Here is a 12,407-nt window from a genome sequence, read left to right as displayed (position 1 = left end):
TGAGGTTTTTTTATGAAAAGTGAAAAATTAATAATTGAACAAGCTAGAAATGGAAGCCTAACGTGTAAATATTTTATCAATAATACTTGGAAATATTTATATTCAAAATATTCACCTGAAAAAATTCTTCAAACATTTGATATAAATGAAAATGCAGACTGTATTGTTATGCTCGGGTTGGGCTTAGGTTATGAATTAAGTTACTTGAAGAAAAATGCAAATAAGGATATTTTTGTAATTGAAAATGATGAGGCATTTTTTCATGCTTTGAGTGGCAGTAGTTTGTTAGACAATGTGCATGTATTAGTAGGAGAAAGTTACAAAGAAATTGATTTTAAATCTTTAAAAATACAAGTTATTCAAAATTTAAATTTAATGGAATGTGATATCACCTTTTATTCAAGTGTTTTACAAGAGATTAATAGAAAAAGTTTTGCAAATAAAAAAGTTATTGTATTTGATCATAAAACAATTGCTAGAGATTGTGCAGATGCTTTTGAAAATATAGGTTATATTGTGTATAGATTAGCATGGTTTAATGTGTCAATCTTGAGGAGAGAAATTATTAAAGTTAGCCCAAAATACGTTTTTTCAGTTAACTTTAGCCCTACTTTAGCAAATATATGTGAAGATTTACAAATTTTTTATATATCATGGACAGTTGATACACCCGCCTACACATTATATTTAAAAGAAAATCATAAGAATAAAAATTCTCTTCATTTTGTTTACGATGAAAAAGTTGTACAAGAATTAACATCAAAAGGATTAAAAAATATATTTTATATGCCAGTAGCAGCAAATGTAGAACGATTAACGCAGATCTATTTAAGCTCGGTCGAGAGTCTAAAATTTGGTGCAGATGTTTCTTTTGTTGGAAGCAATGGATTATCAAATGAATATTCGACAAAAATAAAACATCACTTAACTAATACTACTAAAAAGAAAATTGAACAAATAATCTCTCAACAAGTTAACAACGAAAAATATATTTTAAAAGATATTGTAACAGATGAACTTTTGGAAGTTATACAAGCTGAGTCAAAATTGACACTTCATCGATCCGAACAAATATACCTCACTCCAAAGGAAAAGCTTTCATTTATATTAGGACGCTACCATTCATATTTAGAACGAACATCAATAATGAAGGTACTATCTGAAACCTTTAATCTTAAAATTTATGGTGATGAAGGTTGGTACCATAATGGAGATAAGGATATTATCAACTCTTACCAAGGCCATGCAGAACATTATTTTGAAATGCCAAAAGTTTTTAAAGCTTCAAAGATTAATATTAATATTACAAGATGTTTTGTAGAAACTGGTTTACCGATGCGGGTATTTGATGTATTGGGCTCAGAATCCTTTTTAGTAACAAATAATAAACTGGATATTAATAGAATGTTTAAGCGAGATTCCGACTTAGTAGTATATAGAGATTTACAAGATTTAAAAGATATTATTAATTACTATTTGAATCATGAAAAAGAAAGAAACAATATTAAGAACCAGGGATATGAAACTGTTCGAAAGTATCATACATATGAAATTAGAATTAATGAGATGATGAAAATAGTAAATAAATTTAGTTTATAATGAGAGAAGGAATTTTAATGATATTAAAAAATAAGACAGTTCTTGTAACTGGTGGTACTGGTTCTTTTGGTAAGAAGTTTATTAAAAAAGCATTAGAACAAGAAGTCAAAAAGGTTATCGTTTTTAGCAGAGATGAGCTAAAACAATTTGAAATGGCGCAAGAGTATACAGATCCACGAATTCGCTTTTTTATTGGAGATGTGCGTGATAAAGATCGATTGTATCGTGCGTTTGATGGGGTAGATATAGTTATTCATGCGGCAGCATTAAAACATGTAGGGGCATGTGAATATAATCCATTTGAAGCAGTGAAAACTAATATAAATGGTGCCCAAAATATCATCGAAGCAGCAATTGATTGTGGTGTAGAGAAAGTAATTGCTTTAAGTACAGATAAAGCTTGTAGTCCAGTGAACTTATACGGAGCAACTAAACTCGCTTCAGATAAATTATTCGTTGCTGGTAACTCTTATGTTGGTGAGAAAAAAACACGCTTTTCTGTAGTAAGATATGGTAATGTAGTTGGAAGTAGAGGGAGTGTTGTACCATTTTTTAAGAAAGTTAAAGAAACAGGAACATTACCGATTACAGATGAACGTATGACACGTTTTTGGATTACCCTCGATCAAGGTGTTCAGTTTGTAATTGATAATTTAGAACGCATGCATGGAGGAGAAATTTTTATTCCTAAAATTCCTAGTATGAAGGTTACTGATTTAGCGAAAGCAATCGCTCCAGAATGTGAAACTAAAATTGTTGGTATCCGTGCTGGGGAAAAGTTACATGAAGCTATGATAACGAAGGACGACGCGCGACATACTGTTGAATTTAATGAATATTTTGTTATCCAGCCAGAATTTCCTTGGTGGTCTAAAGAGAATACAAAGGGTGGTAAGCCGCTTCCTGAAGGATTTAAATATGTAAGCAATATTAATAATGATTGGTTATCTATTGAACAATTAAAAGAATTAGTGAGAGAAATGTAGTCATTGACTGCATTTTTTCTTTAAGGAGATGCAACATGAGAAATTCTTATTTACCTTATGGAAAACAGATGATAGATGAATTAGATATAGAAGCTGTAGTAAATGTACTAAGGGGTGAATTTATAACTACAGGTCCAGCAATAGAAAAGTTTGAGGAAAATATTGCAGAATACGTTGGTGCTAAATATGCTGTAGCTTTTACGAATGGAACAGCAGCATTACATGGAGCCTGTTTTGCGGCAGATATTGGAAAAGGCGACGAAGTTGTTACAACTCCTATGACTTTTGCTGCAAGTTCCAATTGTGTTCTTTATCAAGGGGGAACAGTAGTTTTTGCAGATATTGACTCAAGTACTTATAATATTGATCCCAAAAGTATAGAAGAACAAATTACAAATAAAACAAAAGCTATCATCCCAGTTGATTTTACTGGTCAACCTGTTGATTTAGAGTCAATAAATAAAATAGCAAAGCAAAATAATTTAGTTGTCATTGAAGATGCTGCTCATGCTTTAGGGGCTAGATATAAAAACAAAAAAATTGGCTCAATAAGTGATATGACAATGTTTAGTTTTCATCCTGTTAAACATATAACAACTGGTGAAGGAGGAATGATTACTACAAACAATAAAGTGTATTATGAAAAACTACTCCAGTTTCGTTCTCATGGTATCACTAGAGACCCTAAGCTACTAAAAGATAATCAAGGACCATGGTATTATGAAATGCAATTTTTAGGATATAACTACCGGATGACAGATATTCAAGCTGCTTTAGGAATCAGCCAGTTATTAAAACTTGATAGTTTTTTAGAAAGAAGAAAAGAGATTGTCAAAAAATATAATAATGCATTTCAGAATATTGAGTCCATAACAATCCCTTATCAATCAAATGAGGGAGAATCAAGTTGGCATTTATATATCATTCAAGTATCTCAGAATAGAAGAGGTATATTCGAATCACTTCAGAAAAGAAATATTGGGGTAAATGTACATTATATACCTGTTCATAAATTACCTTACTATCAAGAAATAGGATACAAGGAGACCTATCTTCCAAATGCAGAGAAATTGTATGAAAATAGCATCTCATTACCCTTGTTCCCAGGTATGACAGATCAAGATGTAGAAGATGTAATTGAAGCTGTAGAGGATGTATTGGCAAATGAATGATTCCCAAAAAATAATTGCGATTATTCAAGCACGAATGGGATCAACGCGATTGCCTGGCAAGATATTAAAAGTAGTTAATGGGAAAACACTACTTGAATATCAATTAGAACGGGTGAAACAATCTAGAAAAATCGATCAAATTATTATTGCTACGACTGTTGAAGATGCAGATCAACCTATTATCGATTTTTGTGAAGAATATGGTATTAAGTATTATAGAGGATCAGAAAATGATGTATTATCACGTTATTATGAAACCGCACAAAAATATGATGCAGATATTATAGTGCGACTTACTTCAGATTGTCCTATCATAGACCCTATAATTATAGATAAGACCATTCAACACTATCTTGATAATTCACTAATATTTGATTATGTTTCTAATACTGTTGAAAGAACTTTTCCGAGAGGATTGGACACAGAAGTCTTTTCTCTTAATGCCTTAAAAAAAGCATATGAAGCTGCAACATTAGCAAGAGATAGGGAACACGTAACTGCATACTTATATACTAATCCTGAGATTTTTAGAATCGGTCATTTGACTAATAAGAAAGACTACGGAAATAATCGCTGGACAGTAGATACTTTGGAAGACTTTCGACTTATTGACTTAATTTTGACTGAATTATATCAACCTAACAAAATGTTTTATATGGAGGATATAATAAATTTACTAGAAAAACATCCCGATTGGGTAAAATTAAATGCACATATTGAACAAAAAAAAATATAAGGCGGGGTAACATTGCAAGTAATCATTAGAACTGATGCGTCAATACAAATTGGTTCAGGGCATGTTATGAGATGTTTGACATTAGCTAAGCAATTAAAAAAGAATGATATAAAGGTTACTTTTATTACTCGTGATTTATATGGAAATCTGAATGAATTTATTCGCTCTCAAGGCTTCGAAGTATTTGAATTATCATCAATTGAAAGAATTACACATTGGGAATGGTCTACTGATCATTGGTTAGAGGATGTCAATGAAACTATTTCTGTGATTAAAGTTATGAAACAGTCAATTGATATGATAATCGTAGATCATTATTCAATTGATATTAAATGGGAACAACAAATACGTTCATTTACAAAGAAAATTATGGTGATTGATGATTTAGCAAATAGAAAACATGATTGTGATTTATTACTCGATCAAAACTTTTATTTAGATTTAGACAATAGGTATGACGAACTGGTACCGAGCAATTGTAAACTATTACTTGGCCCTAAATATGTATTGCTAAGAGAAGAGTTCCTATACTGGATATCTAAAATGCCTCCACGTAATAGTAAAGTTAAAAATATCCTTGTATTCTTCGGGGGAACTGATCCAACTAATGAAACAGAGAAAACATTACATGCAATTAAGATGCTTGCTCATACTTATACTTTTAATACAGATGTTGTAGTTGGTACAACAAATCCTCAAAAAATATTAATAGAAAAGTTATGTTCTGAAATACCAAGAACTAATTTTTACTGTCAAGTAAATAATATGGCAGAACTAATGACAAAAGCAGATTTAGCTATTGGAGCAGGTGGGGGAGCAACTTGGGAAAGATGTATCCTAAAGTTACCAACACTAACCATAATAGTAGCGGATAATCAAGAACAAGTAAGTATGGATGTTGCAAAAATGGGCGCATCAATTTTATTAGGTAAGTCCAGTTTTGTAAAAAGTTTAAATATATCAATGACTATCGAAAAACTTATTAAAGAACCTCAAATAATCTTAGACCTGTCTAATAAATGTGGAGAATTAATGGAAACAAGGCACATTTTAAATAATTCATTAGTAAAGGAAATAGTCAAAACATGTAATACTTAAAATTCATTATTAGTGTTTTTTTGAAGGAGTGTGGAAGTTTGGAAGTGAAATTGAGAAAAATAAAAATTGAGGATCTTTCATTGATAATGGAATGGAGAATGTCTCCCGAGGTTACAAAATACATGTATACTGATCCTCAATTATCTATTGAGTCACAAAAAATGTGGTATGAAAAGATAATGAACAATAACAAAAGAGAAAAGTACTGGATTATTCAACTAAATGGTAATAAAGATGTCGGGCTATTGAGTATAACTAATATTGACCTTGTGAATAAAAAGGCCAGTTGGGCGTATTATTTAGGCAGCATGGAAGCAAGAGGTAAGGGATTAGCTAGAGTATTAGAATGTAATATAAATGATTATATTTTTGAAGTTCTTAATTTAAATAAGCTTTGTTGTGAAGTATTCGAATTTAACGAAACAGTAGTGAAAATACATGAAAAATTTGGAGCTAAAATTGAGGGTAAATTAGTTGATCATATTTGTAAAAATGGGAAATATTATAATGTAATTTGTATGGCGAATTTTAAAGAAAATTGGAAAAAATTTAAAAATAAATTAGAATACCAAAAAATCACAATTGAAAGTTATTAAGGAGGTTATAGAATTGTTTAATCTAGAGAATAAAGTGATAGTAGTAACAGGTGGAAATAGAGGTATAGGAAAAGCTGTTGTTGAAAAGCTAGAATTATTAAAAGCTCGTGTGGCATATATCAATATTGATGGAGCAGGTAGTTCTAAAAGTTTGCAGATTAAAGCAAATGTCTCTATATTTGAACAAATGGAGGAAGCTTATAAAAAAATTGAAGAAGAATTAGGGCCAATTTATGGTGTAGTTTGTAATGCAGGGATAACAAAAGATTCTTTTTACCATAAAAGTACAAAAGAACAATGGGATAACGTAATTGATGTAAACTTAACAGGTGCATATAATACAACACGACCTATTATAAATAAACTATATGAAAGAAAAGAAGGCTCAATTGTATTTGTAAGTTCTATTGTTGGTGAAAGTGGAAATTTTGGACAAACAAATTATGCTGCTAGTAAAGCTGGACTGATTGGACTTGCAAAGAGTATTGCAAAAGAAGGGGCTCGAAATAATGTACGATCTAATGTAGTGGCACCAGGTTTTACACAAACTAAAATGACGGAAATTATACCAGAAAAAGTAGCCGAAAAAATTATTAAAGATATTCCATTAGGTAGATTTGCCAAACCCGAGGAAATCGCATGGAGTGTCGTTTTTTTACTTTCACCAGTTTTCTCTTCCTATATCACAGGCGAAGTAATAAGAGTAAATGGTGGACATTTAATGTAGAAAAATTATTTGATATCTCTTAAACAAGAATACAATAAATAAATAGTTTAATGAAAAAGTGCCTAGTAAAAATAAGAATATAGTAAAAATAAGAATATAGTAAAAAGCTTGGGGAATATTTTAATGAATCTAGAAGAACGAATAAGATTGAAGAGTATTACTGATGAGGATCTTTTTATAATTTTTAAATGGAGAAACCAACAATCTATAAGAAATGTAATGATAAACAGTGAGATAATAACTTGGAATCAACATATTTCTTGGTATAACGACTACAAAGATAATCATAAATCCATAACTAAAATCTTTTATTTTGATGATATTCCATACGGTGTACTAAATGTATATGATATAGATTGTAAGAATCAAAAGTGCAAGTGGGGGTTTTATGTTGGAGAATTAACAGCGCCGTCAGGTATGGGTACTATACTAGGTTACACATCGTTAAATTACATTTTTGAAAACCTTAAAATAAAAAAACTAACTGCTGAAGTGCTTAGCTTTAATGAAAAAAGTCTACGATTTCATTATAAACTTGGTTTTACCAATGAAGGGATTTTACGAGAACATCTATTGATGAATAATGTTTATAAAGATTTATACATATTTGTTATATTGAAGGAAGAATGGGACGACAAAAAAAATGAAATATTGAAATTTCTAGAAGGAAGGTTTTTATGAAAAGCATTCAGATTGAAAATAGACAGGTAGGTAGTAATCATATACCATTTATCATTGCTGAAATGTCAGGAAATCATAATCAATCATTAAAAAGAGCACTCGAAATAGTAGAAGCTGCGGCTGCTTCAGGAGCACATGCTCTTAAGATACAAACATATACAGCAGATACTATGACATTGAATATTGAAAATGCAGATTTTAAAATCGAAGATAATGAAAGCCTTTGGGATGGGCAGAATCTCTATCAGTTATATCATCAAGCATATACCCCTTGGGAATGGCATAAACCAATTTTTGACCGTGCGCGTGAACTTGGCATGATTGCATTTAGTACGCCATTTGATGATACTGCTGTTGACTTTTTGGAAGAGTTAAATGTTCCGCTATACAAAATTGCTTCTTTTGAAAATACAGATTTACCACTAATTAAGAAAGTAGCATCTACTGGGAAACCAATGATTGTATCAACTGGGATGGCGACGGTAGCGGAGCTAGACGATTTAGTTAGAACAGCTAGAGATTCTGGTTGTAAAGAATTGATTTTATTAAAGTGTACCAGTACATACCCAGCTACACCCGAAAATACAAACATTTCAACAATTCCCCATATGAGGGAATTATTTGATGTACAAGTAGGATTATCAGATCATACAATGGGAATCGGTGTTTCGGTGGCAAGTATTGCTCTAGGTGCAACTGTAATCGAGAAACATTTCACACTTTCAAGGGCAGATGGAGGAGTTGACTCTGCTTTTTCAATGGAGCCAGATGAGATGAGGGCACTAGTTGTTGAAACAGAACGTGCTTGGCAAGCAATTGGAAATGTTACTTATGGTCCTACTGAAAAAGAAAAAGCTTCACTAAAATTTAGACGTTCCATTTATGTATCTAAAGATATCAATGCCGGTGAGAGATTCACAAAAAATAATATTAAAATTGTGCGCCCAGGATATGGATTAGAACCGAAGTATTATGAAAAAGTACTTAATACAATTGCTATGAAAGATTATAGAGCGGGAAACCCGCTTACTTTTGAAGATGTTTTTAATGGTTAAACGATTTGAATAGATTAAAATGATATTTACCTTTATAGTTAATCTCTATACATTGATAAATAATAAAACCAGAGCTGGAGAATGTAATGGCTATAAGTCAAAGTATTAAAATTCCTGAGACATTCCAAGTGAACATGGTAAATTAATAATTAAGCATAGGTTAAAAGGCAAAAATTTATTTTTATAATCAGAGTATTTTATTAAACAAACATACTATTCAACTTTCATAAAAGAGAACTGATATTCTACTACGAAAGATATGGCAGTATTAGTAAAATTAACTAAGTATAAGAAAACCGTTGAAGGAATCTGAACTTCAACGGTTTTTTGACTATTTAAACAACCTCAATATATCACTTACTCCTTGATTCGTTTGCTTAATCAGTAACTCATCACCTTTTTGACGGATACCTTGTTTAACAAACTCCATCATTTCAAAAGCCATATCTGGATCACGAATTAGAGATTCCGTTTTTTGTAAGCTCAATTCCATATTAGAAACATTCTCCTTATGGTGGGATAGAGCTTCATAATCGGAACCTGTATTAGCTAAGTGATTAGATATTGTAGATAATGCATTATCAACTTTTGCAATTAAATCTTCTGCCTCATCTCTAGTAGAAAGTTTAGCAATTTCTATCCCTAAAGAAGCAGTACTAACATTCACGGTATCAATACGCAATGTTTGACCAGCATTTGCACCGACATGTATGTATAGCGGCCGTACATCTCCAAGAATATTTTGTGTATTAAATTCCATTTTCTCAGAGGTGTCATCGATAGAGTTAAGCAGTTGGTCTAATTCCTTTTGTGCTGCAGCACGATCGTCATCAGTTACAGTATCGGTAGATGTTTGAACAGCAAGTTCTCGTATTCTTTGTAGCGCACTACTTACGTGTTGAAGTCCTGCGTCTGTGGACTCTAAAACAGAAATGCCGTCCTGCATATTCTGCTGAGCCCTTGCTAAACCTCGAATTTGTCCACGTAATGTTTCAGAGATAGATAATCCTGATGCATTATTAGCGGCACGAGTTAATTTATCTCCACCTGAAAGCTTTTCAAGAGTTCTGGTTATTGCTGTATCATTTTTCTGATAGCGATTTGTTGAGAAGGCTATCCATGCCTGGTTCTGTAGTTTCAATCCATTCACCTCCATGTGAATTATTTGTATTTCTTCTATATTATCGACAGAATAGATGAAAATTTTGCTAGGAACTGAAAATTTTTAAAAAAAGACCGATAGTGTAAGTAAGAACATTGTGAGCATAGGGGGAAAGTTTTGGTATGCGTATAACAGCTCAAGCACAAGCAAAAGATGTTGTAGTTGCTCCACAATCTAAACAAGCACCAATTCAAGAGGTAGAAAACCTAAATATAGGGGAAAATTCTTTAAAACAAATAATGCAATCGGAACAAAAAGCAAATGAAAAAGAAAGTTTTCCAAAAGATAAGGTGCAAAAAGCAGTAGATGCATTAAATGAATTTATGACGGTTCAAAATCGTAATTCCAAATTTGTTATGCATGATGGCTTAGATCGCTATTATGTAGAAGTAGTGGATGCGGAGACGGATGAGGTCATTCGAGAAGTGCCTCCTCGTAAATTGTTAGATGCATTTTACACGATGCAAAAATTTTTAGGAATGATTGTAGACGAGAAAATTTAGGAGGTAATTATAAATGGCAGGTATGAGAATAGGCGGATTAGCCTCAGGAATGGATATAGACCAGATTGTTGGAGATTTAATGAAAGCGGAGCGTATACCACTAGACAAATTATTTCAAAAGAGAACTACATTTGAATGGCAACGCGATTCTTACCGTTCAATCAATACAAAGTTAAAGAGCTTTGATACTTATTTATTTGACAATTTTTCTTTGTCTAGCAACTTTAATAAAAAAACAGTAGAAAGTTCAAATTCTAATCTTGTAAGTGCAACCGCTACTGGTGGAGCATCTAGTAATCTTTCAATTGAAGGAGTTTCACAATTAGCGACTGCTGCAAGACAAATAGGAAATACTATTTCGACTTCAACAGGTGGAACAGCAACAGGTTCTACAAAAATGAGTGAACTTAGTGGTATTTCAGGGGACACTACCATCTCTCTTAAAGCGATACAATCAAACGGTACATTAGCCAAAGAAGCTACAAATATTGAAATTAAAGCTACAGATACTATTGATCAAGTTATTTCAAAAATAAACAATAGTAGTGCTGGAGTGTCGGCGTTATTTGAAAATGGTAAGCTATCAATTACCGCAAAAAATACAGGAGATATTAAAGGTGGAGCAGAGGTACAAGTTACTGGTGGGAATAATGTCTTTTCTGCATTAGGAATGTCTAATTCAACCGATTTAGCTACAGGAGGTACTAATGCAGTTTTCCAAGTGAATGGCATTACTACGGAACGTTCTAGTAATACTTTTACAATTTCCGGATACAATGTAACACTTAAATCCACTTTTAATGTAAAAAATACTCTTGAGGAACAAGTGGCTCGATTAGAAATTGCAAAAGATCAAGCAATCCAAGATGTTGCAAATGCTCAAACAGCAAAGGATGCAGCACTTAATAATCAATCATTAAAGCAATCTGAATATGATTCGGCATTTAATGGTTTAACTTTGGACCAACAGACGTTATACTCAGATACTGTTAAGGATAACAGTGCTTTAAAAAATACTTTAGCAAATCTTAGTGAAGAACATTTTCTTGAATTTAAGAATCTAACTGCTACTGAAGATGCAGATATTGATAGTTTAACTATTACTGACGAATCTAAAAAAATGTTGAAAAGCCTATCTGCTGAAGATAGAGTAGCATTACAGGGAATGAGTAATGAAGATTTTACTGCATTGAAAGATGTAGCTGTTAAGAACGTAAGTCTAGATATTGCTAATTTAGATGTTACGAGAACTACAAATGATTTAACAGCAAAAGAGGCTCTAAGAGACCAAAAGATTGAAGAATATAATTTGGCAGTACAACAAAATAATAATACTAGTCCAGACACGTCTGTTCCTACAATTAATTTAACAGCCAGTTCAGACATTAATGCAATGGTTGATAAAGTAAAAGAGTTTGTCGAAAAATATAATGAACTTATTGGAGGCATGAATACTTCTCTTAAAGAAAAAAAATATCGTGATTTTCCTCCTTTAACAGATGAACAGCGAAAAGACATGTCCGAGAAAGAGCAGGAGCTTTGGGATGAAAAAGCAAAAAGTGGGTTACTTAGAAGTGATTCTATTGTAAGTGGTGGCTTGTCTGAAATGCGGAATGCTATTTACGGTCGTGTTGGAAACGAGGATAATATAATTGACACACTTGCTGAAATGGGAGTAACTACTTCAAATTCATACTCTGATGGTGGTAAACTAGTTATCAATGAAGAAAAGCTGCGAAAAGCATTAACTGAAAATCCAGATCAAGTGGTAAAAACACTTACCCAGTCAGGAGAAAAGGCTACTGATTCTTCAGAAGACACTAGAGGAATAGTTCAGCGGCTGCGTGATTCTATGAAAGATTTCACTCTAAATATTGAGAAAAAAGCAGGGAAAGCTAGTTCTACTGACCAACAATATTCTATCGGAAAAAGTTTGATTGATACGAATTCACGTATTTCAAACTTTCAACGTAGACTAGAAGATATTGAGTCACGCTACTGGAGACAATTCACTGCAATGGAGCAAGCAATATCTAAAGCTAACCAGCAGTCTGCTTTCTTAATGGGACAATCAACTGGCCAATAAAGGATT

12 protein-coding genes are annotated in these 12,407 nt (G+C 32.3%); 11 read left to right on the top strand and 1 reads right to left on the bottom strand.

Annotation, left to right across the window (positions count from 1 at the left end; genetic code table 11):
* Positions 1 to 12: 12 nt before the first annotated feature.
* The 9 genes from P2Q73_RS05125 (at position 13) to pseI (ending at position 8,650) form a co-directional block, all read left to right on the top strand.
* A complete protein-coding gene (locus P2Q73_RS05125; RefSeq protein ID WP_275784600.1) occupies positions 13 to 1,599 on the top strand; it encodes a glycosyltransferase family protein in 1,587 nt (528 codons plus the stop codon).
* Between the two features lie 17 nt (positions 1,600 to 1,616).
* The gene (gene pseB, locus P2Q73_RS05120; RefSeq protein WP_275784598.1) at positions 1,617 to 2,585 is read left to right on the top strand and encodes a UDP-N-acetylglucosamine 4,6-dehydratase (inverting); all 969 of its coding nucleotides are present in this window, start codon (positions 1,617 to 1,619) and stop codon (positions 2,583 to 2,585) included.
* A gap of 35 nt (positions 2,586 to 2,620) precedes the next feature.
* Complete coding sequence (pseC, locus tag P2Q73_RS05115) at positions 2,621 to 3,757, top strand: UDP-4-amino-4,6-dideoxy-N-acetyl-beta-L-altrosamine transaminase (RefSeq protein WP_275784595.1); 1,137 nt, start codon at positions 2,621 to 2,623, stop codon at positions 3,755 to 3,757.
* Positions 3,750 to 4,493: a glycosyltransferase family protein gene (locus P2Q73_RS05110; protein ID WP_275784592.1), complete on the top strand. Its 744-nt coding sequence runs from the start codon at positions 3,750 to 3,752 to the stop codon at positions 4,491 to 4,493. Before pseC ends, P2Q73_RS05110 begins: the two co-directional genes overlap by 8 nt.
* Positions 4,494 to 4,505: 12 nt before the next feature.
* Positions 4,506 to 5,591, top strand: a complete 1,086-nt coding sequence (gene pseG / locus P2Q73_RS05105) for a UDP-2,4-diacetamido-2,4,6-trideoxy-beta-L-altropyranose hydrolase (RefSeq protein ID WP_275784589.1) — start codon at positions 4,506 to 4,508, stop codon at positions 5,589 to 5,591.
* Positions 5,592 to 5,635: 44 nt separating this feature from the next.
* Positions 5,636 to 6,187 (top strand): UDP-4-amino-4,6-dideoxy-N-acetyl-beta-L-altrosamine N-acetyltransferase, encoded by a 552-nt coding sequence (pseH, locus tag P2Q73_RS05100; RefSeq protein ID WP_275784813.1) that lies wholly within the window; start codon positions 5,636 to 5,638, stop codon positions 6,185 to 6,187.
* Positions 6,188 to 6,200: 13 nt separating this feature from the next.
* Positions 6,201 to 6,914 (top strand): SDR family oxidoreductase, encoded by a 714-nt coding sequence (locus P2Q73_RS05095; protein WP_275784587.1) that lies wholly within the window; start codon positions 6,201 to 6,203, stop codon positions 6,912 to 6,914.
* A 123-nt stretch (positions 6,915 to 7,037) separates the two neighbouring features.
* Positions 7,038 to 7,595, top strand: a complete 558-nt coding sequence (gene pseH, locus P2Q73_RS05090) for a UDP-4-amino-4,6-dideoxy-N-acetyl-beta-L-altrosamine N-acetyltransferase (RefSeq protein WP_275784585.1) — start codon at positions 7,038 to 7,040, stop codon at positions 7,593 to 7,595.
* A complete protein-coding gene (gene pseI / locus P2Q73_RS05085) occupies positions 7,592 to 8,650 on the top strand; it encodes a pseudaminic acid synthase (protein WP_275784582.1) in 1,059 nt (352 codons plus the stop codon). Before pseH (P2Q73_RS05090) ends, pseI begins: the two co-directional genes overlap by 4 nt.
* Before the next feature lie 331 nt (positions 8,651 to 8,981).
* On the opposite strand, the gene P2Q73_RS05080 is transcribed toward pseI, so the two are convergent.
* Positions 8,982 to 9,800: a flagellin N-terminal helical domain-containing protein gene (locus P2Q73_RS05080; protein ID WP_275784579.1), complete on the bottom strand. Its 819-nt coding sequence runs from the start codon at positions 9,798 to 9,800 to the stop codon at positions 8,982 to 8,984.
* 134 nt (positions 9,801 to 9,934) lie between these two features.
* Here P2Q73_RS05080 and P2Q73_RS05075 point away from each other — a divergent pair, with 134 nt between their 5' ends.
* Positions 9,935 to 10,315, top strand: a complete 381-nt coding sequence (locus P2Q73_RS05075) for a flagellar protein FlaG (protein WP_275784576.1) — start codon at positions 9,935 to 9,937, stop codon at positions 10,313 to 10,315.
* Between the two features lie 13 nt (positions 10,316 to 10,328).
* A complete protein-coding gene (gene fliD / locus P2Q73_RS05070) occupies positions 10,329 to 12,401 on the top strand; it encodes a flagellar filament capping protein FliD (protein WP_275784573.1) in 2,073 nt (690 codons plus the stop codon).
* Positions 12,402 to 12,407: the final 6 nt, after the last annotated feature.

This window comes from Bacillus sp. Cr_A10, assembly GCF_029222665.1.
Taxonomy (GTDB): Bacteria; Bacillota; Bacilli; order Bacillales_A; family Planococcaceae; genus Psychrobacillus.
The sequence above is the reverse complement of the archived record's forward strand: the minus strand, read 5'-3'. Positions and strand labels throughout refer to the sequence as shown.

Coding starts and splice junctions, on each gene's coding strand:
- P2Q73_RS05125 (WP_275784600.1), top strand. CDS start 13: ATGAAAAGTGAAAAATTAATAATTGAACAAGCTAGAAATGGAAGCCTA.
- pseB (WP_275784598.1), top strand. CDS start 1,617: ATGATATTAAAAAATAAGACAGTTCTTGTAACTGGTGGTACTGGTTCT.
- pseC (WP_275784595.1), top strand. CDS start 2,621: ATGAGAAATTCTTATTTACCTTATGGAAAACAGATGATAGATGAATTA.
- P2Q73_RS05110 (WP_275784592.1), top strand. CDS start 3,750: ATGAATGATTCCCAAAAAATAATTGCGATTATTCAAGCACGAATGGGA.
- pseH (WP_275784585.1), top strand. CDS start 7,038: ATGAATCTAGAAGAACGAATAAGATTGAAGAGTATTACTGATGAGGAT.
- pseI (WP_275784582.1), top strand. CDS start 7,592: ATGAAAAGCATTCAGATTGAAAATAGACAGGTAGGTAGTAATCATATA.
- P2Q73_RS05075 (WP_275784576.1), top strand. CDS start 9,935: ATGCGTATAACAGCTCAAGCACAAGCAAAAGATGTTGTAGTTGCTCCA.
- fliD (WP_275784573.1), top strand. CDS start 10,329: ATGGCAGGTATGAGAATAGGCGGATTAGCCTCAGGAATGGATATAGAC.